Annotated in this window: 18 protein-coding genes and 6 tRNA genes; 12 read left to right on the plus strand and 12 right to left on the minus strand. The window is 55.9% G+C overall.

Annotated features, from left to right (window positions below):
* Positions 1-174 precede the first annotated feature (174 nt).
* The 12 genes from nrdH to leuA all read left to right on the plus strand — a co-directional run bounded on the left by nrdH (position 175) and on the right by leuA (position 14,412).
* Positions 175-414, plus strand: a complete 240-nt coding sequence (nrdH, locus tag ACOTZD_RS04640; RefSeq protein WP_017382770.1) for a glutaredoxin-like protein NrdH — start codon at positions 175-177, stop codon at positions 412-414.
* Positions 411-821, plus strand: a complete 411-nt coding sequence (gene nrdI, locus ACOTZD_RS04645) for a class Ib ribonucleoside-diphosphate reductase assembly flavoprotein NrdI (protein WP_003862188.1) — start codon at positions 411-413, stop codon at positions 819-821. The genes nrdH and nrdI overlap by 4 nt, the downstream gene beginning before the upstream one ends.
* Positions 794-2,938 (plus strand): class 1b ribonucleoside-diphosphate reductase subunit alpha, encoded by a 2,145-nt coding sequence (gene nrdE / locus ACOTZD_RS04650; protein WP_022651719.1) that lies wholly within the window; start codon positions 794-796, stop codon positions 2,936-2,938. The genes nrdI and nrdE overlap by 28 nt, the downstream gene beginning before the upstream one ends.
* A 9-nt stretch (positions 2,939-2,947) precedes the next feature.
* Positions 2,948-3,907 carry a class 1b ribonucleoside-diphosphate reductase subunit beta gene (gene nrdF, locus ACOTZD_RS04655; protein WP_022649130.1) on the plus strand — a complete coding sequence of 320 codons (960 nt, stop codon included), beginning with the start codon at positions 2,948-2,950 and terminating at the stop codon, positions 3,905-3,907.
* A 333-nt stretch (positions 3,908-4,240) separates the two neighbouring features.
* Complete coding sequence (gene proV, locus ACOTZD_RS04660; protein WP_022651720.1) at positions 4,241-5,443, plus strand: glycine betaine/L-proline ABC transporter ATP-binding protein ProV; 1,203 nt, start codon at positions 4,241-4,243, stop codon at positions 5,441-5,443.
* Positions 5,436-6,500 carry a glycine betaine/L-proline ABC transporter permease ProW gene (gene proW / locus ACOTZD_RS04665; protein WP_015571659.1) on the plus strand — a complete coding sequence of 355 codons (1,065 nt, stop codon included), beginning with the start codon at positions 5,436-5,438 and terminating at the stop codon, positions 6,498-6,500. The genes proV and proW overlap by 8 nt, the downstream gene beginning before the upstream one ends.
* 9 nt (positions 6,501-6,509) lie before the next feature.
* A complete protein-coding gene (gene proX, locus ACOTZD_RS04670; RefSeq protein WP_174401910.1) occupies positions 6,510-7,505 on the plus strand; it encodes a glycine betaine/L-proline ABC transporter substrate-binding protein ProX in 996 nt (331 codons plus the stop codon).
* A 188-nt stretch (positions 7,506-7,693) separates the two neighbouring features.
* Positions 7,694-8,878 carry an MFS transporter gene (locus ACOTZD_RS04675; RefSeq protein ID WP_174401911.1) on the plus strand — a complete coding sequence of 395 codons (1,185 nt, stop codon included), beginning with the start codon at positions 7,694-7,696 and terminating at the stop codon, positions 8,876-8,878.
* 314 nt (positions 8,879-9,192) lie between these two features.
* Positions 9,193-9,723, plus strand: coding sequence for a multidrug efflux transporter EmrAB transcriptional repressor EmrR (emrR, locus tag ACOTZD_RS04680; protein WP_017694792.1), 531 nt, complete (start codon positions 9,193-9,195; stop codon positions 9,721-9,723).
* 130 nt (positions 9,724-9,853) lie between these two features.
* Entirely contained in the window at positions 9,854-11,026 is a 1,173-nt protein-coding gene (gene emrA / locus ACOTZD_RS04685) for a multidrug efflux MFS transporter periplasmic adaptor subunit EmrA (RefSeq protein WP_022651722.1), read from the plus strand.
* Between the two features lie 16 nt (positions 11,027-11,042).
* Complete coding sequence (gene emrB / locus ACOTZD_RS04690) at positions 11,043-12,590, plus strand: multidrug efflux MFS transporter permease subunit EmrB (RefSeq protein WP_006811709.1); 1,548 nt, start codon at positions 11,043-11,045, stop codon at positions 12,588-12,590.
* A gap of 166 nt (positions 12,591-12,756) precedes the next feature.
* Positions 12,757-14,412, plus strand: coding sequence for a 2-isopropylmalate synthase (gene leuA / locus ACOTZD_RS04695; protein WP_032610003.1), 1,656 nt, complete (start codon positions 12,757-12,759; stop codon positions 14,410-14,412).
* On the opposite strand, the gene ACOTZD_RS04700 is transcribed toward leuA, so the two are convergent.
* From ACOTZD_RS04700 to csrA, 12 genes are all read right to left on the minus strand, one after another.
* Positions 14,399-15,163: an AraC family transcriptional regulator gene (locus ACOTZD_RS04700; RefSeq protein ID WP_003862181.1), complete on the minus strand. Its 765-nt coding sequence runs from the start codon at positions 15,161-15,163 to the stop codon at positions 14,399-14,401. The two genes, leuA and ACOTZD_RS04700, sit on opposite strands and share 14 nt — an antisense overlap.
* A gap of 53 nt (positions 15,164-15,216) precedes the next feature.
* A complete protein-coding gene (gene luxS, locus ACOTZD_RS04705) occupies positions 15,217-15,732 on the minus strand; it encodes an S-ribosylhomocysteine lyase (protein WP_003862180.1) in 516 nt (171 codons plus the stop codon).
* A 152-nt stretch (positions 15,733-15,884) separates the two neighbouring features.
* Positions 15,885-17,429, minus strand: coding sequence for a glutamate--cysteine ligase (gene gshA, locus ACOTZD_RS04710; RefSeq protein ID WP_022649137.1), 1,545 nt, complete (start codon positions 17,427-17,429; stop codon positions 15,885-15,887).
* Positions 17,430-17,512: 83 nt separating this feature from the next.
* Positions 17,513-17,941 carry a YqaA family protein gene (locus ACOTZD_RS04715; RefSeq protein WP_017692791.1) on the minus strand — a complete coding sequence of 143 codons (429 nt, stop codon included), beginning with the start codon at positions 17,939-17,941 and terminating at the stop codon, positions 17,513-17,515.
* Positions 17,938-18,504 carry a fructose-1-phosphate/6-phosphogluconate phosphatase gene (gene yqaB, locus ACOTZD_RS04720; protein ID WP_015571665.1) on the minus strand — a complete coding sequence of 189 codons (567 nt, stop codon included), beginning with the start codon at positions 18,502-18,504 and terminating at the stop codon, positions 17,938-17,940. Before yqaB ends, ACOTZD_RS04715 begins: the two co-directional genes overlap by 4 nt.
* Before the next feature lie 250 nt (positions 18,505-18,754).
* Positions 18,755-18,831: transfer RNA gene (locus ACOTZD_RS04725), tRNA-Arg, on the minus strand.
* A gap of 65 nt (positions 18,832-18,896) precedes the next feature.
* Positions 18,897-18,973, minus strand: a tRNA-Arg gene (locus ACOTZD_RS04730).
* 64 nt (positions 18,974-19,037) lie between these two features.
* Positions 19,038-19,114 (minus strand) — tRNA-Arg (locus ACOTZD_RS04735).
* Between the two features lie 64 nt (positions 19,115-19,178).
* Positions 19,179-19,255 (minus strand) — tRNA-Arg (locus ACOTZD_RS04740).
* A gap of 64 nt (positions 19,256-19,319) precedes the next feature.
* Positions 19,320-19,396: transfer RNA gene (locus ACOTZD_RS04745), tRNA-Arg, on the minus strand.
* Positions 19,397-19,400: 4 nt separating this feature from the next.
* A tRNA-Ser gene (locus ACOTZD_RS04750) sits at positions 19,401-19,493 on the minus strand.
* 342 nt (positions 19,494-19,835) lie between these two features.
* Positions 19,836-20,021, minus strand: a complete 186-nt coding sequence (csrA, locus tag ACOTZD_RS04755) for a carbon storage regulator CsrA (protein WP_000906486.1) — start codon at positions 20,019-20,021, stop codon at positions 19,836-19,838.
* Positions 20,022-20,061: the final 40 nt, after the last annotated feature.

Below are 20,061 nucleotides of genomic sequence, written 5' to 3' on the forward strand. Positions count from 1 at the left end.
TACAGCCCGCCCTGCCCCGCCAGGCTCATCATCGGGGCCTTATTAATCTGAATTTCCCATATCTTGTGTGGTTGAAACTTATATAAACTACATCTAGTATCCCCTTTAGTAAGACACACACAATATGACGCGTTTACTCGCGCCGTCCTCTCATTCTAAATGGAAATGCGAATCATGAGCATTATTATTTACACTCGTAACGATTGTGTTCAGTGCCACGCCACGAAACGGGCGATGGAGAGCCGCGGCGTGGCATTTGAGATGGTCAATATTGATCAGGTGCCCGATGCGGCAGACACCCTGCGGGCGCAGGGTTTCCGTCAGCTTCCGGTTGTGGTTGCCGGCGACACCAGCTGGTCTGGCTTCCGTCCGGACATGATCAACCGCCTTGCCGCTCAGGGCGTCAGTGCATGAGCACGCTGGTCTACTTTTCCAGCAGCTCGGAAAACACGCTTCGGTTTATGGAGCGTCTCGGGCTGCCCGCGATACGCATTCCGCTGAACGAGCGGGAGCGTATTCAGGTAGACGAACCCTACATTCTGGTGGTGCCCAGCTATGGCGGTGGCGGCACCGCAGGGGCTGTGCCTCGTCAGGTGATCCGCTTTCTGAACGATCCCCATAACCGACAGCTTATTCGCGGCGTGATCGCCGCAGGCAATCGCAACTTCGGCGAGGCCTTTGCCCGCGCCGGGGATGTCATCTCTCAAAAATGCGGCGTGCCGTATCTCTATCGTTTTGAACTGATGGGGACACAGCAGGACGTAGAGAACGTGCGTAAAGGAGTGAACGAATTTTGGCAACGACAACCGCAGAGCGCGTGATTCAGGCAACGCCGGATTACCACGCATTAAACGCCATGCTAAACCTCTATGACCGGGAGGGGCGCATTCAGTTTGATAAAGATCGTGAGGCGGTGGACGCCTTTTTTGCCGCTCATGTGCGCCCGAACAGCATCGTTTTTGGCAGCCAGCAGGAACGTCTCGACTGGCTGGTAAAAGAGGGTTATTACGAAGAGCGTGTCCTGACCCGCTACGACCGCGCCTTCGTGGTGGCATTGTTTGAACGGGCGCACGCCAGCGGTTTTCGCTTCCAGACGTTTCTCGGCGCGTGGAAGTATTACACCAGCTACACCCTGAAAACCTTTGACGGCAAACGCTATTTAGAAAGCTTTGAAGATCGGGTGGTGATGGTGGCGCTGACGCTGGCGCAGGGCGATGAAGTGCTGGCCGAAAGTCTCACGGAGGAGATCCTCTCCGGCCGCTTCCAGCCCGCCACGCCAACGTTCCTTAACTGCGGGAAAGCCCAGCGCGGCGAGCTGGTCTCCTGCTTCCTGCTGCGTATTGAAGACAATATGGAGTCGATTGGCCGTGCGGTAAATTCGGCGCTACAGCTTTCGAAACGCGGCGGCGGTGTGGCATTTCTGCTTTCGAACCTGCGGGAAGCGGGCGCGCCGATTAAGCGCATCGAAAATCAGTCCTCCGGCGTCATCCCGGTGATGAAGATGCTGGAAGATGCCTTTTCGTACGCCAACCAGCTTGGCGCGCGTCAGGGCGCGGGTGCGGTTTATCTGCACGCGCACCACCCGGACATTCTGCGTTTTCTGGATACCAAACGTGAAAACGCCGATGAAAAGATCCGCATTAAAACCCTGTCGCTCGGCGTGGTGATCCCGGATATCACGTTTAAGCTGGCTAAAGAGAATGCCGACATGGCGCTCTTCTCACCGTATGATGTTGAGCGGATTTACGGCAAAGCCTTTGGCGACGTGGCGATAAGCGAGCTGTACGACGAGCTGGTGGCCGACGATCGCATTCGTAAAAAAACCATCAACGCCCGGGATTTCTTCCAGACGCTGGCTGAAATTCAGTTTGAATCCGGTTATCCGTACATCATGTACGAGGATACGGTGAACCGCGCCAACCCGATTGGCGGGCGCATCAACATGAGCAATCTGTGCTCGGAGATTTTGCAAGTCAACAGCGCGTCCAGCTACGACGAGAACCTCGACTACGCGGACGTGGGCAAGGATATCTCCTGTAACCTCGGGTCGCTGAATATTGCCCACACCATGGACTCTCCCGATTTTGGCCGCACGGTAGAGACCGCCATTCGCGGACTGACGGCGGTATCAGACATGAGCCACATCCGCAGCGTACCGTCTATTGAAGCGGGCAACGCCGCGTCGCATGCCATCGGCCTTGGGCAGATGAACCTGCACGGCTATCTGGCGCGGGAGGGCATCGCCTACGGCAGCCCCGAAGGGCTGGATTTCACCAACCTTTATTTCTACACCGTCACCTGGCATGCGGTGCATACCTCGATGATGCTGGCGCGCGAACGCCACCAGCGGTTCGCAGGCTTTGAGCAGTCCCGCTACGCCAGCGGAGAGTATTTCAGCCAGTATCTGGAAGGCGACTGGCAGCCGAAAACCGAAAAAGTACGCGCGCTGTTTGCCCGCGCTGGCATCACCCTGCCGACGCGTGAGATGTGGCAACAGCTGCGTGAAGAGGTGATGCGCTACGGCATTTATAACCAGAACCTTCAGGCGGTGCCGCCAACCGGCTCCATTTCCTATATCAATCACGCCACGTCGAGCATCCACCCCATCGTGTCGAAGATTGAAATCCGTAAGGAAGGCAAAACCGGGCGCGTCTACTACCCTGCCCCGTTTATGACCAATGAGAATCTGGCTCTGTACCAGGACGCCTATGAAATTGGCCCGGAAAAGATCATTGATACCTACGCCGAGGCGACTAAACATGTGGATCAGGGGCTGTCGCTGACGCTCTTCTTCCCGGACACCGCCACCACGCGGGATATCAACAAAGCGCAGATCTACGCCTGGAAGAAAGGCATCAAAACGCTGTACTACATTCGCCTGCGCCAGCTCGCGCTGGAAGGCACCGAAATTGAAGGCTGCGTGTCCTGCGCGCTGTAAGGAGAAAGGATGAAACTGTCACGCGTAAGCGCCGTTAACTGGAACAAAATTCAGGATGATAAAGACCTGGAGGTATGGAACCGCCTGACCAGCAACTTCTGGCTGCCGGAAAAGGTGCCGCTCTCCAACGATATTCCGGCCTGGCAAACTCTGAGCCATGCCGAGCAGCAGCTGACAATCCGCGTCTTCACCGGCCTGACGCTGCTGGACACCATTCAGAATACCGTGGGTGCGCCCGCGCTGATGAGTGATGCGCTGACCCCGCACGAGGAGGCGGTAATGTCGAATATCAGCTTTATGGAGGCGGTGCATGCCCGCTCTTACAGCTCGATTTTCTCCACTCTGTGCCAGACCAGGGACGTGGACGCCGCCTACGCCTGGAGTGAAGAGAGCGCGTCATTGCAGCGCAAGGCAGATCTGGTGCTGGAATATTACCGGGCCGACGAGCCGCTGAAGAAGAAGATCGCCAGCGTATTCCTGGAATCTTTCCTCTTCTATTCCGGCTTCTGGCTGCCTATGTACTGGTCGAGCCGGGGCAAGCTCACCAACACCGCCGATTTGATTCGCCTCATCATCCGCGATGAAGCGGTACACGGGTATTACATCGGCTATAAGTACCAGAAAGGACTGGAGAAAGTCACCCCGGAAAAACGCGAGGAACTCAAAGGTTTTGCCCTCGATTTACTGATGGATCTGTATGACAACGAGCTGAGTTATACCGAGGAGCTGTACGCCGGAACGGGCTGGGAAGAGGACGTAAAAGCCTTCCTCTGCTACAACGCCAACAAGGCGCTGATGAACCTGGGCTACGAAGCGTTATTCCCACCGGAAATGGCGGAAGTGAACCCGGCGATCCTCGCGGCGCTGTCGCCCAACGCCGATGAAAACCACGACTTCTTTTCCGGGTCCGGCTCGTCGTACGTGATGGGTAAAGCGGTGGAGACGCAAGACGAGGACTGGGATTTTTAATGAATGAATTAACGTTCATTAATTAACTCTGCATTTCATTATTTTCAGCCGAATATTCCACTACGTACTACACTGTAATTTCCCCGTCATATTCGCCTGAATCACACCGATTCAGGCGAAATTTCCCCATGCAGCAGCAAAAAATTGAGAAAAATTCAAACCGCCCTCAGCCCTTTATTCATGGGAAATTCAGCCGTTTCGCTTGCGGCAAAATTCTGGCCTTCGGCTGGCCCAGGGTTGTCTCAGATTCTGAGTATGTTAGGGTAATGCCAGTTAACTATTTACCATGGTAATCATATCGACATAAACAAATAACAGGACACTCTCTATTGCATGGCAATTAAATTAGAAGTGAAAAATCTTTATAAAGTATTTGGCGAGCACCCGCAGCGTGCTTTCAAATATATTGAGAAAGGCCTTTCGAAAGAGCAAATTCTGGAAAAAACCGGGCTATCGCTTGGCGTTAAAGACGCCAGTCTGGCCATTGAAGAAGGCGAGATTTTTGTCATCATGGGATTATCCGGTTCGGGTAAATCCACTATGGTTCGCCTTCTCAATCGCCTGATTGAACCCACCCGCGGACAGGTGCTGATTGACGGCGTTGATATCGCCAGAATATCAGACGCGGAACTCCGCGAGGTGCGCAGAAAGAAAATTGCGATGGTGTTTCAGTCATTTGCACTGATGCCGCACATGACGGTACTCGATAATACCGCCTTTGGCATGGAGTTAGCCGGTATCCCCGCTCAGGAACGTCAGGAAAAAGCCCTTGATGCACTGCGTCAGGTCGGGCTGGAAAATTATGCTCATGCGTATCCGGATGAACTCTCCGGCGGTATGCGTCAGCGTGTGGGATTAGCGCGCGCATTAGCGATTAATCCGGATATTTTATTAATGGACGAAGCCTTCTCGGCGCTCGATCCCTTAATTCGCACCGAGATGCAGGATGAGCTGGTAAAATTACAGGCCAAACATCAGCGCACCATTGTTTTTATTTCTCACGATTTGGATGAAGCCATGCGTATTGGTGACCGTATCGCCATTATGCAAAATGGTGAAGTGGTGCAGGTCGGCACACCGGATGAAATTCTCAATAATCCGGCGAATGATTATGTGCGCACCTTCTTTCGCGGCGTGGATATTAGCCACGTATTCAGTGCGAAAGATATTGCCCGTCGAACACCAAACGGCATTATTCGAAAAACGCCAGGTTTTGGTCCGCGCTCCGCGCTGAAGCTGTTGCAGGACGAAGACCGTGAATACGGTTATCTGGTTGAACGCGGCAATAAATTTGTCGGCGTTGTCTCCATCGACTCCCTGAAAACCGCCCTGAGCGAAAACCAGGGAATCGATGCAGCGTTGATTGACGCTCCGCTTGCCGTGGACGCCGAAACGCCGCTCAGCGAGTTGCTCTCTCACGTGGGTCAGGCGCCGTGCGCCGTGCCGGTCGTCGGTGAAGAACAACAGTACGTTGGCATCATCTCAAAACGGATGCTGCTACAGGCTTTAGATCGCGAGGGGACAAACAATGGCTGATCAATCAAACCCATGGGGCACCACTGAAGCAGCGGACAGCGCGGCGCAATCTGCCGATGCGTGGGGTTCGACGCCTGCGCCTGCCGATGGCGGCGGCGCGGCAGACTGGCTCAACAGCGCACCAGCGCCTGCCCCAGAGCATTTCAATATTATGGATCCGTTCCACAAGACGCTGATCCCGCTGGATAGCTGGGTAACGGAGGGGATTGACTGGGTCGTTACCCACTTCCGTCCGGTGTTCCAGGGGATCCGCATCCCGGTGGATTACATCCTGAACGGCTTCCAGCAGCTGATGCTGGGCATGCCCGCGCCGGTGGCGATTATCCTGTTCTCGCTGATCGCATGGCAGTTCGGCAGCGCGGGTATGGGGATCGCCACGCTGATCTCCCTGATTGCCATCGGCGCGATTGGCGCGTGGTCTCAGGCGATGATCACCCTGGCGCTGGTGCTGACCGCCCTGCTGTTCTGCGTGGTGATCGGCCTGCCGATGGGGATCTGGCTGGCGCGCAGCCCCCGGGCCGCGAAAATTATCCGCCCGCTGCTGGATGCGATGCAGACCACGCCAGCGTTCGTTTACCTGGTGCCTATCGTGATGCTGTTCGGCATCGGTAACGTACCGGGGGTGGTCGTGACCATTATCTTCGCCCTTCCGCCAATTATTCGTCTGACCATTCTGGGCATTAACCAGGTGCCTGCGGATCTGATAGAGGCATCGCGCTCGTTCGGCGCCAGCCCGCGTCAGATGCTGTTTAAGGTTCAGCTTCCGCTGGCGATGCCGACCATTATGGCAGGTGTTAACCAGACGCTGATGCTGGCGCTGTCGATGGTGGTGATCGCCTCAATGATTGCCGTTGGCGGGTTAGGTCAGATGGTACTGCGCGGCATTGGCCGTCTCGATATGGGGCTGGCGACCGTCGGCGGCGTCGGGATTGTGATCCTCGCCATCATTCTTGACCGCCTGACCCAGGCTGTCGGTCGTGATTCACGCAGTCGCGGCAACCGTCGCTGGTACACCACCGGCCCTGTCGGGTTACTCACCCGCCCATTCACAAAATAAGGAACAACGATGCGACATAACGTACTTTTTGCCACAGCGTTTGCGACCCTTGTCTCCACCAGCGCAGTTGCCGCTGACCTGCCGGGCAAAGGCATTACCGTGCAGCCGGTGCAGAGCACCATTTCGGAAGAGTCCTTCCAGACCCAGATTGTCAGCCGTGCGCTGGAGAAACTGGGCTATACGGTGAATACCGCCAGCGAAGTGGATTACAACGTGGGCTATACCTCCATTGCCTCCGGCGATGCCACCTTTACCGCCGTGAACTGGCAGCCGCTGCACGACGATATGTATGCCGCCGCAGGCGGTGACAAGAAATTCTACCGTGAAAGCACCTTTGTGACCGGCGCTGCGCAGGGATATTTGATCGACAAGAAAACCGCCGATAAGTATCACATCACCAATATTGAACAGCTGAAAGATCCGAAGATCGCCAAACTCTTTGATACCAACGGTGACGGTAAAGCCGACATGATGGGCTGCTCGCCGGGCTGGGGCTGTGAAGCGGTGATTAACCACCAGAACAAAGCCTTCGATCTGGCTAAGACCGTCGACGTGAGCCACGGCAATTACTCTGCGATGATGGCCGACACCATCGCCCGCTTTAAAGAAGGCAAGCCAGTGATCTACTACACCTGGACGCCGTACTGGGTGAGCGACGTGCTGAAGCCGGGCAAAGACGTGGTGTGGTTGCAGGTGCCCTTCTCTTCCCTGCCGGGCGAGCAGAAAGATATCGACACCAAACTGCCAAATGGCATGAACTATGGCTTCCCGGTGAATACCATGCATATCGTGGCGAACAAAGCCTGGGCCGAGAAAAACCCTGCGGCGGCGAAGCTGTTCTCGGTGATGAAACTGCCGCTGGCTGACATTAACGCCCAGAACGCGATGATGCACGCGGGTAAATCATCCGAAGCAGATATCAAAGGCCACGTGGATGGCTGGATCAAAGCCCACCAGCAGCAGTTCGATGGCTGGGTGAAAGAGGCGCTTGAGGCGCAGAAGTAAGGTACTTTCCCCTCACCCCAGCCCTCTCCCGAAGGGAGAGGGTGTTAGCGTTCTCTCTCCCTTCGGGAGAGGGTTAGGGTGAGGGGCTTAACCGCACAAACACACACATAACAATTCCCCAACATTCACCACCATTGGTTATTATGTTTCCGGAAAAATAATCACTTAACTCACGATTCCTGAAACTAATGACAAAAACAACTCAAGGGCTTAGCCCCGCACTCATCCTTTTAATGTCCGTGGCAACGGGTCTGGCCGTCGCCAGCAACTATTACGCACAACCACTGCTCGACACCATCGCACGCGCCTTCGATCTTTCAGCCAGCTCCGCCGGCTTTATTGTCACCGCAGCACAGCTCGGCTATGCGGTTGGGCTGCTGTTCCTGGTGCCATTAGGCGATATGTTTGAGCGCCGGATGCTTATCGTCTCCATGACGCTGCTGGCGGCGGGCGGAATGTTGATCACCGCCAGCAGCCAGTCGTTAACGATGATGATTATCGGCACCGCGCTGACGGGGCTGTTCTCGGTGGTGGCGCAAATTCTGGTTCCCCTCGCCGCGACGCTGGCTTCCCCGGAAAAACGCGGCAAAGTGGTCGGTACTATCATGAGCGGCCTGCTGCTGGGCATCCTGCTGGCGCGAACCGTTGCCGGGCTGCTGGCGAGCCTCGGCGGCTGGCGCACCGTTTACTGGGTGGCGAGCGTGCTGATGGTTATCATGGCGCTGGCCCTGTGGCGCGGCCTGCCAAAGGTGAAGCAGGAAAATCACCTGAACTATCCGCAGCTCCTCGCCTCCGTTTTCAGCCTCTTCACCCGGGATAAACTCCTGCGCACGCGCGCCATTCTGGGGTGTCTCACCTTCGCCAACTTCAGCATCTTATGGACGTCGATGGCGTTTCTGCTCGCCGCGCCACCGTTTAACTACTCAGAAGGCGTGATTGGCCTGTTCGGGCTGGCAGGCGCGGCTGGCGCACTGGGCGCGCGCCCGGCGGGTGGGCTGGCCGATAAAGGTAAATCTCATATGACCACCTCCGCAGGGCTGGTTTTACTCCTGCTCTCCTGGGCGGCCATCTGGTACGGACACGTCTCCGTGCTGGCGCTGATTGTCGGTATTCTGGTGCTAGACCTCACCGTGCAGGGCGTACACATCACCAACCAGACCGTGATTTACCGCGTGAAGCCGGACGCCCGTAACCGTCTGACGGCCGGGTACATGACCAGCTACTTTATCGGCGGCGCGGCGGGCTCGCTCATCTCAGCCTCCGCCTGGCAGCATGCGGGCTGGACGGGAGTGTGCGCCATCGGCGCCATCGTCGCGGCGATAAATCTGCTGGTATGGTGGCGCGGCTATCACCGTCAGGAAGCAATTCACTAAGTTTTACATTGCTTTGGGTCCCCTGGGGTGTAAAGGGGGCCTGCATCTGTTAAGGTAACAGCAATCATTTATCCCAGAAATTTTATTGTGGGTGACATATTTACTACCGGCATGAATAGTTCAGACCCCTGTCCTCACATCCCCTCTTTCGCGGGTACACACCCCACACTCTCTGTGCTCACCGGGTCACGGATTTACCCGGCGCTTTCTGATGGTGACATACGTTTGGCGGATATAACCGCACAAATAATTCATTTACATTATTTGTCACTGTCGTTACTATATCGGCTGTAATTAATGAGGTTATGCCCAAAATGGATAGTTCGTTTACGCCCATTGAACAAATGCTTAAGTTCCGCGCCAGTCGTCATGAGGACTTCCCGTATCAGGAAATTCTGCTGACCCGCCTGTGCATGCACATGCAGGGTAAGCTGCTGGAAAATCGTAACAAGATGCTGAAAGCGCAAGGGATTAACGAGACGTTGTTTATGGCGTTGATTACGCTGGAGTCTCAGGAAAATCACAGCATTCAGCCATCGGAACTGAGCTGTGCGCTGGGGTCATCCCGTACCAATGCAACCCGTATCGCGGATGAACTGGAAAAGCGCGGCTGGATTGAACGACGTGAAAGCGATAACGATCGCCGCTGCCTGCATCTGCAACTGACCGAGAAAGGTCACGAATTCTTGCGCGAAGTGCTGCCACCGCAGCACAACTGCCTGCACCAGCTCTGGTCTGCCCTCAGCACCGCCGAGCGCGACCAGCTTGAGCATATTACTCGCAAGCTGCTCACCCGTCTGGACCAGATGGATGAAGATGGCGTCATCCTTGAGGCGCTGCGCTAACGCGACGATCCGCTCAACATTCCAGATTGCTAAAAAGAAAAACTGACAGGCCAGCACGTGAAACTGCTGGCCTTTCTGACAACAGGTCGGCTCAGCCGATGTGAAAATAAAAAGATCGTGGAGAACAACAATGAGCGCAAATGCGGAGAACACCCCCCCGCAGCAACCGGTCAACAAAAAGGGCAAACGTAAGAGCGCCCTTATTCTGCTGACCTTGCTCTTTATTATTATTGCCGTGGCATATGGGATCTATTGGTTTTTAGTCTTGCGTCATGTTGAAGAGACAGACGATGCATACGTGGCAGGGAATCAGGTTCAAATCATGGCCCAGGTGTCAGGCAGCGTGACGAAAGTCTGGGCTGATAACACCGACTTTGTGAAAAAAGGCGATGTGCTGGTCACGCTCGATCCAACCGACGCCCAACAGGCCTTTGAAAAAGCACAGACGGCGCTGGCCTCCAGCGTTCGCCAGACCCGCCAGCTGATGATCAACAGCAAGCAGCTTCAGGCCAATATCGACGTGCAGAAAACGGCGCTGGCTCAGGCGCAGAGCGACCTCAATCGTCGTGTTCCTCTCGGCACCGCCAACCTGATTGGCCGTGAAGAGTTGCAGCACGCCCGCGATGCGGTGGCCAGCGCACAGGCGCAGCTGGACGTGGCGATCCAACAGTACAACGCTAATCAGGCGATGGTGCTGGGTACTTCTCTGGAAAACCAGCCGGCGGTGAAACAGGCGGCGACCGAAGTGCGTAACGCGTGGCTTGCCCTGCAACGTACCAAAATCGTCAGCCCGATGACCGGCTACGTTTCCCGTCGTTCCGTACAGCCAGGGGCGCAGATTAGCACCACCACGCCGCTGATGGCGGTCGTTCCGGCGAACAATCTGTGGGTCGATGCGAACTTCAAAGAGACCCAACTGGCGCATATGCGTATCGGCCAAACCGCAACCGTGGTCAGCGATATTTACGGCGATGACATCAAGTACACCGGGAAAGTGGTCGGTCTGGACATGGGGACCGGCAGCGCGTTTAGCCTGCTGCCTGCACAGAACGCCACCGGCAACTGGATCAAAGTGGTACAGCGCTTGCCTGTGCGTATCGAACTGGATCCTAAGCAGCTGGCAGACCATCCGCTGCGAATTGGCCTTTCCACGCTGGTGACGGTCGATACCGCCAACCGCGACGGTCAGATCCTCGCAAGCCAGGTGCGCAGTACGCCAGCTTATGAAAGTAACGCCCGTGAAATTAGCCTCGATCCGGTCAATAAGCTGATCGATGACATCGTGAAGGCAAACGCCGGTTAAGCCGAAGGTGAGCGTTATGCAACAGCAAAAGCCGCAAAAACCGCTGGAGGGGGCGCAACTGGTCATTATGACCATTGCGCTGTCGCTGGCGACATTCATGCAGGTGCTGGACTCCACCATCGCAAACGTGGCGATCCCTACGATCGCCGGGAACCTTGGCTCATCGCTGAGCCAGGGGACCTGGGTCATTACCTCGTTCGGGGTGGCGAACGCCATCTCCATTCCCATCACCGGCTGGCTGGCGAAGCGCGTCGGTGAAGTGAAGCTGTTCCTTTGGTCGACGATCCTGTTCGTGCTGGCCTCCTGGGCCTGCGGCATGTCCAGCAGCCTGACGATGCTGATTTTCTTCCGCGTCATCCAGGGGATTGTCGCCGGGCCGTTGATTCCGCTGTCTCAGAGTTTGCTGCTGAACAACTATCCGCCCGCCAAACGCTCCATCGCGCTCGCGCTGTGGTCGATGACGGTGATCGTCGCTCCGATTTGCGGGCCAATCCTCGGCGGCTATATCAGCGATAACTATCACTGGGGCTGGATCTTCTTCATCAACGTGCCCATCGGTGCGCTGGTGGTACTGATGACGCTACAGTCTCTGCGTGGTCGCGAAACGCGGACCGAACAGCGGCGGATCGACGGCATCGGACTGGCACTGCTGGTTGTCGGCATCGGCAGCCTGCAAATCATGCTCGACCGCGGTAAAGAGCTGGACTGGTTCGCCTCTACGGAAATCATCGTACTGACGGTGGTCGCTGTGGTGGCCATCAGCTTCCTGATTGTCTGGGAGCTGACGGACGATAACCCGATAGTCGACCTCTCGTTGTTTAAATCGCGAAACTTCACCATCGGCTGCCTGTGTATCAGCCTCGCCTATATGCTCTACTTCGGCGCGATTGTTCTGCTGCCGCAGCTGTTGCAGGAGGTGTACGGCTATACCGCAACCTGGGCGGGGCTGGCCTCCGCGCCGGTGGGGTTAATTCCGGTTCTGCTGTCGCCGATTATTGGCCGTTTCGCCCATAAGCTCGACATGCGCAGGCTGGTGACGTTCAGCTTCATCATGTACGCCGTGTGCTTCTACTGGCGCGCGTATACGTTTGAACCGGGAATGGACTTTGGCGCCTCCGCGTGGCCACAGTTTATTCAGGGCTTCGCCGTAGCGTGCTTCTTCATGCCGCTAACCACCATTACGCTTTCCGGCTTGCCGCCTGAGCGGATGGCGGCGGCATCGAGCCTGTCGAACTTCACCCGTACGCTGGCGGGCTCCATCGGGACATCGATCACCACCACGCTGTGGACCAACCGGGAATCGATGCACCATGCTCAACTCACCGAAGCGGTGAACCCGTTCAACCCTAACGCTCAGCAGATGTATAGCCAGCTTGAGGGGATGGGGATGACGGAGCAGCAGGCGTCCGGCTGGCTTGCCCAGCAGATCACCAACCAGGGGCTGATTATCTCGGCAAACGAGATTTTCTGGATATCGGCGGGGATCTTTATCGTCCTGCTGGGGCTGGTGTGGTTTGCCAAACCACCGTTTGGGGCCGGTAGCGGGGGCGGTGGGGCGCATTAGCCCTCATTACAGGACGCCTTACCCGGCCTACGATCGTAGGCCCGGTAAGCGCAGCGCCACCGGGCAACTTCTACGGTTGTCCAAAACGCGACAGCGATTGTCAGTTCCGATAAAGCAGCGCGCCTGAAATCGATTCACGATAGTGAAAAGACAACAGGAGCGCACCATGCTGAACACACCCGCCGACAAATACCAGCCTTACCCCACCCTTTCGTTGCCCGACCGCCGCTGGCCGGAGCAGATTATCACCTGCGCCCCGCGCTGGCTCTCGACCGACTTACGCGACGGTAACCAGGCGCTGGCCGAGCCGATGGACAGCGCGCGCAAGCTGCAATTCTGGGATCTGCTGCTGACCTGCGGGTTTAAAGAAATAGAAGTCGCCTTCCCGTCCGCCTCGCAGACGGACTTTAATTTTGTACGTCAGCTGATTGAGGAGAACCGCATCCCGGATGACGTCACCATTCAGGTGTTAACGCAGGCGCGGGACGATCTTATCCATCGCACTTTCGACTCCCTGCGCGGCGCGAAGCAGGCCACCGTTCACCTGTATAACGCTACCGCCCCGCTGTTCCGCCGTCTGGTATTCGGCATGGAGAAAGCGCAAATCGTCGAGCTGGCGACGCGCGCGACGCGCCTGATTCGTCAGCTGTGTGAAGAGAACCCTGACACCCGCTGGCAGTACGAATACTCCCCGGAAACCTTCTGCTTTACCGAACCGGAGTTTGCGCTGGAGATTTGTGAAGCCGTGGCGGAGATCTGGCAGCCGTGCGCGGCGCGTCCGATGATCGTCAACCTGCCCGCTACCGTCGAAGTGAGCACGCCGAACGTCTATGCTGACCAGATCGAGTATTTCTGCCGCCACTTCAGCCGCCGCAGTGACGTCTGTATCAGCGTACATCCGCATAACGATCGCGGAACGGGCGTCGCCAGCGCGGAGCTGGCCGTCATGGCCGGGGCTGACCGCGTGGAGGGCTGCCTGTTTGGCAACGGTGAGCGCACGGGCAACGTCTGCCTGGTGACGCTGGCGATGAACCTCTACAGCCAGGGCATTAGCCCGAATCTGGATTTCAGCGATATGAATCGGGTGGTTGAAACGGTAGAAACCTGCAACCAGCTGCCCGTCCATCCGCGCCATCCGTGGGCGGGTCGTCTGGCTTACACCGCCTTCTCCGGCTCGCACCAGGATGCCATCAAGAAAGGTTTCGATGCCCGTAAGCCTGGCGAACGTTGGGAGATGCCCTATCTGCCCGTCGACCCGCAGGATATTGGCTGTACCTATGAAGCGGTGATCCGCGTGAACAGCCAGTCAGGAAAAAGCGGAAGCGCCTGGCTTATTGAGCAAAACCACGGCCTGAAATTGCCTCGCGCCCTGCAACAGGATTTTAGCCAGCACGTGCAGCAGGAAACGGATAACCATGGAAAAGAGATGACGCAGAATGCGCTCTGGCAGCTGTTCCGCGCCCGTTACGGCCTGGTGGCGAGCCCGCCATTAGCGCTGCAATCGTACCGCAGCGACAGCCAGCAGGACGGCCAGCTGCGGCTGACGGCAAGCGTCGCCACGCATGGGGGCACCCGCCAGCTGGAAGGCCAGGGAAACGGTTTGCTCTCCGCCGCCGCTCACGGCTTAAGCCGCTGGATCAACGCGTCGTTTGTGATCAAGGATTATCACGAACATACGTTAGGCGAACGCAGCGACAGCCGCTCGGTGGCCTATATCCGCTGCCTGTTCCAGGATGGGACCAGCCGCTGGGGCGTGGGCATCGACAGCGACGTGGCACGCGCGTCGATTCAGGCGCTTTTTAACGCGGTCAGTCGTTCCTGAAGTAATCGCTGGGTGAGAGACCCATAACCCGGCGAAACATTGCCGTAAAGGCGCTGTGGCTGCCATACCCCAGATCCAGCGCCACGCGTAATACCGGCTGGCCCTGCGCCAGCCGCACTAAGGCTTCCAGCAGTCGCGCCCTTCTCACCCATTCGCCGTAGCTCAGGCCTGTCTGCTGCTGAAAATGACGGTTCAGCGTGCGTTCGCTCATCCCCACAATACCTGCGGCCTGGGCGCTGCTCCAGCTTTCTCCCGGGGCCATTCGAATCTGCTGGCAGAGATGGCGCAGCGCTTCGCTTTCCGGCTCGGGCAGGTGAAACGGCAGCACCGGCATGAGACGAATTTCATCGAGGATCAGCTCATAAACACGTTCATCGCGGCTTCCGGGTGCGTAAGATTCAGGAAGCGTAAGGGAGGTCAGGATCAGCTCGCGCAGCAGGGGCGAGATCTGCACGATCTGGCAGGTCGCCGGGAGATCGGCGCGCGCCAGCGGGTCGATAAACAGCGTGCGGGCGGCAACGTTGCCGGTGATGCGCAGGGCGTGCTGCGTACCCGCAGGTAGCCAGACGCCGCGACCGGGCGGCACCACCCAGCAGCCGGATGCGGTATCCACCCGCACGACGCCGGTGAGGCTGTGCAGGAGCTGCGCGCAGTCGTGCTGATGCCACGGCTCGCTGTCGCCATGAGCATAATCATGCGAAAACGGCACAAGCGGGCGATGGGTAAAGGAGAAGGTGGTGGTTGTCGTCATCAGGATTGTAGGCCCGGTCAGCGAAGCGCCACCGGGCATCCACAGGCACGATACTAAATGTGCAGTTCCTGAAGTTTTTCTTTTGGCAGGGCCAGCTCGTCGTTGCTGTTTACACGAACATCACGTTCGATGATATGACGGGCAATCTCCTGAGCTTCTTCCAGAGAGTGCATCTGGTAAGTGCCGCACTGGTAAACGTTCAGCTCAGGGATCTGGTTCTGCTCTTTCACCTTCAGCACGTCTTCCATTGCTGCTTTCCACGCATCCGCGACGCGTTTTTCTTCAGGCTGACCAATCAGGCTCATGTAGAAACCGGTGCGGCAGCCCATCGGAGAGATATCGATGATCTCCACGCCGTTGCCGTTCAGGTGGTCGCGCATGAATCCGGCGAACAGGTGTTCCAGCGTGTGAATGCCTTTCTCTGGCATCACTTCTTTATTCGGCACGCAGAAGCGCAGGTCGAAAACGGTGATCGTGTCGCCGTGCGGCGTGTTCATGGTCTTCGCCACGCGGACTGCTGGTGCTTCCATACGGGTATGGTCGACAGTAAAGCTATCTAATAACGGCATACGTCACCTCCGATAGTGATTTTTTTTAAAATAAACTGAACTCTTCTACAGAATGCGCGTCTGAGTATATGAAAGACGCGCATTTGTTATCATCATCCCTGAATTCAGAGATGTATATTTTGGCCACAGCGATGTGGCCTTTTTCTTTTGGTTCAGGCCTGCTTCGCCAGAAACGCCTCAAACGACTCAGTATCTGCCGCTTCGACCTCTTTCTGACGCACAACCGACGCATCGCGCTCTGCCACAAAATCCGCTTCGCTCAGGATCTCTAACGGCTCCTGCATCAGCATCTCACGGTACTCCGCTGAGAGTGAACGCCCTGTGCCACCAATTCCCTGCTCAATCATAGAACGCAGAATACGTGCTGAGAATGTCAGTTCCGGGTTATCAAAGCTTTCAACCAGTTCGTCGCAGACCTTCTGGTAAGCTTCGCCGCCGTACACGCTATCCAGCGTCTGGGCTACGCGCTTCAGGTCATGGAACAGATCCTTCCCTACCTTAGACAGTGGGAACTGAGCCGTTTCACAGCCAATACCTAACGTCAGGCCCGGCTTGCGCCCTTCCAGAATCACGCGATTCCAGTTGGCACGGGTACACAGCAGTTCGTCGGAACTCATTTCCGGCGCATCCGCCAGTACGCACCAGACCATAAACAGGTCAAGGAAACGAACCTGCTGCTCGTCAACGCCAATCGGTGAGAACGGGTTGATATCCAGCGAGCGCACTTCAATGTATTCGATCCCGCCGCGCTGTAGCGCATCCGACGGCGTTTCACCGCTGCGCGTCACGCGCTTCGGACGAATCGGCGCATACAGTTCATTTTCAATCTGCAACACGTTGGTGTTAATTTGCAGGCGTTTGCCGTCTTTTTCGAGGCCGATTTTTTCGTACTCTTCCGACGGGGTTTTTATCGCCCGCTTCAAGCCTGCCACATATTCGTGCAGATCGTTAAACGTAATTCCGAGATTGCTTTGCGATTTATTGGTATAGCCAAGGTCGCTCAGGCGCAGGGAGGTCGCGTATGGCAGGTAATACATGCCACATTCGGTCTTCTCGAACGGTAGCGTGGTCGGTTTCCCTTGCAGGAACGATGAACAGATAGCCGGGGACGCGCCGAACAGATACGGAATAACCCAGCCAAAACGGTAGTAGTTGCGGATCAGGCGGAAGTAGCCCGCGGAGATCGCTTCTTTATCCGTTTCACCGCACTTCGCCTGCCAGAACGCCATCGGCAGAGAAAAGTTGTAGTGCACGCCAGAGATCGTCTGCATCAATGCGCCGTAGCGGTTTTTCAGTCCTTCGCGATACAGCGTTTTCAGCCGACCAATATTCGAGGTGCCGTACTGCGCCAGCTCGATATCCTGCCCCTGCTCGATATAGCACGGCATGCTGAGCGGCCACATACGCTCGTCGCCGAGGTTGCGGGCGGTGAAGCGATGCACGTCGCGCATGATCGTCAGCATATGATCAATATCACCGTCTACTGGCGTGATGAACTCCAGCAGCGCTTCGGCGAAATCGGTTGTGATCCATTTATGTGTCAGCGCCGAGCCTAACGCCTTCGGGTGTCCCGTAGTCGCTAAGCTACCATCCGCATTTACGCGCAGCGTTTCGCGCTCAAGCCCACGCTGAATCCCCTTCAGTGCCTGAGGGTGATTTTCCAGCCAGGCCAGCGCCTGTGATACGTCCGGGATCAATTTGACCTCCCGCCTGTCAAAAAATTGTCACTCAGCATAATTGTAATGGTTGACGATTGAAGGTCGCGAATTCATTCCACCAATTAGTGCCACCACGTCATACCCTGTAGTGTTACCCATGCCAGTAAAACATAGCGTAACGCCTTGCCAAGGCACAAAAAAAAGAGCACCGGTCCCCAGGAGATGCGCATCCATCCCGCCAGCAGACACAGTAAATCGCCTATTACAGGCATCCAGCTTAATAACAGCGTGGCAGCGCCATAGCGTTTTAGCCAGCCCACTGCCTTTTCCTGCCAGCGAGATTTTTCGCGTAGCGGAAAGAAACGTCCAAGAATAACGTTAGTCAGCCCTCCAAGGCTATTACCCATTGTTGCTATTAAGACCAGCAACCAGGGCTGACTTACGCCGGACAACAGCATCGCCACCAGCACCACTTCCGAATTCCCCGGTAAGAGGGTGGAGCTTAAAAAACTGCTGGCGAATAATGAAGCGAGTGACAGCGCGTCACTCACAGTAAGCGAACGTCCACCGCCGCCATTCCGGCATCACGCGCGGCCTGAATGCCAAAATCAGCATCTTCGAACACCACGCATTTTGCAGGTGGAACACCCATTAATTCTGCACAGAGCAGGAAGGTATCCGGTGCGGGTTTGTGATGTTTAACATGATCGGCGGCAACGACGGCAGAAAAATAGTGGCGCAGGCCAAGGTGATTGAGTAGCGCTTCAGCAATCGCGCTCTCGCTGCCCGTACCGACAGACATAGGACGACGGCCGTGCCACTCCTTGACGACGTCAATGAGTGGTAAAGGCTGCACGGTGTCTAACAGTATGGCTTTTACCGCGTCGGTTTTTTCACGCGCGAGCTGATGAGGGTCGAGATCGGCCTGATTCAGCTCAATCACGGCCTGTGCGATACGCCAGGTGGGCGATCCGTTGAGGGCAATCATCGCCTGTAAATCGAAACGCATACCGTAACGGCCCAGGACTTCGGTCCAGGCCTGACGATGCGTGGGTTCGGTATCCAGGAGGGTGCCGTCCATGTCGAAGATCAAACCGTCATACTGTGCGTACATCGTGCTCTCGCTAAACGATTAACAAAGCATTACTTTATCGTAAAAGGGGATTTTTGTCGCTGACAGAGAGCGTGATTGCTGACGAAACGTCGAAGGAATGAACAAAGAAGGAGAAGATGGTGCATCCGGGAGGATTACTCGGCTTACGCCTCGCCCTGCGGGCCGTTGCTAAAGCAACGTTATCCTCCCTGGTGCTTGCGATTAACTCGCAGACCTTAAAACAACAGCATCGCTGTTATCCAGGAGAATATGGTGCATCCGGGAGGATTCGAACCTCCGACCGCTCGGTTCGTAGCCGAGTACTCTATCCAGCTGAGCTACGGATGCATCGGGATTTACTACTGTTACTGCTGATACTCGGTATCGCTTCAAAAGCAACACAAAGTAAAATATGGTGCATCCGGGAGGATTCGAACCTCCGACCGCTCGGTTCGTAGCCGAGTACTCTATCCAGCTGAGCTACGGATGCATCGGGATTTACTGCTGTACTTCTCGATACTCATATCACTTCAAAAGCAATATGAAGTAAAAAATGGTGCATCCGGGAGGATTCGAACCTCCGACCGCTCGGTTCGTAGCCGAGTACTCTATCCAGCTGAGCTACGGATGCATCGGGATTTACTACTGTACTGCTCGATATTCATATCACTTCGAAAGCAATATGAAGTAATAGATGGTGCATCCGGGAGGATTCGAACCTCCGACCGCTCGGTTCGTAGCCGAGTACTCTATCCAGCTGAGCTACGGATGCATCGGGATTTACTACTGTACTGCTCGATATTCATATCACTTCGAAAGCAATATGAAGTAATAGATGGTGCATCCGGGAGGATTCGAACCTCCGACCGCTCGGTTCGTAGCCGAGTACTCTATCCAGCTGAGCTACGGATGCAAAATGGCGGTGAGGCGGGGATTCGAACCCCGGATGCAGCTTTTGACCGCATACTCCCTTAGCAGGGGAGCGCCTTCAGCCTCTCGGCCACCTCACCACACAACGCCTCTTTCGAGTGCTTCGAGCAACTCGTTAAGAGCTTCTCGTCGCTGCGTGGCGCATATATTACTTTCTGGGACTTATAAGTCAAACAATTTTCCACATGCTTTTTTCGTTTGCACAATTCGCACGCAATTCGCATGTAAAAGCCGCAAAGAGAGTGTTTTATAAGCGGATTTTGCAGACATCTTCACAGAATTCTGTTGAGAGAAGCGCGTCATTTGGATGAGATAAGGTTATGAGAGTGGTCAAAAACGAAGCGTTTGAAATAGAACGGTAACTTTATGCAGGAAAAATAACAGGAGGGTTGCGTCTCGCCCGACAGCGAGACGCGACAATATCAGTAACTGGACTGCTGGGATTTTTCAGCCTGGATACGCTGGTAGATCTCTTCACGGTGGACAGATACTTCTTTAGGAGCGTTAACACCAATACGTACCTGGTTACCCTTTACCCCTAAAACTGTCACGGTGACCTCATCCCCAATCATGAGGGTCTCACCAACTCGACGAGTCAGAATCAGCATTCTTTGCTCCTTGAAAGATTAAAAGAGTCGGGTCTCTTGT

This window comes from Enterobacter cloacae complex sp. SHL022 (genome assembly GCF_049237785.1).
Lineage (GTDB): Bacteria > Pseudomonadota > Gammaproteobacteria > Enterobacterales > Enterobacteriaceae > Enterobacter > Enterobacter hormaechei_C.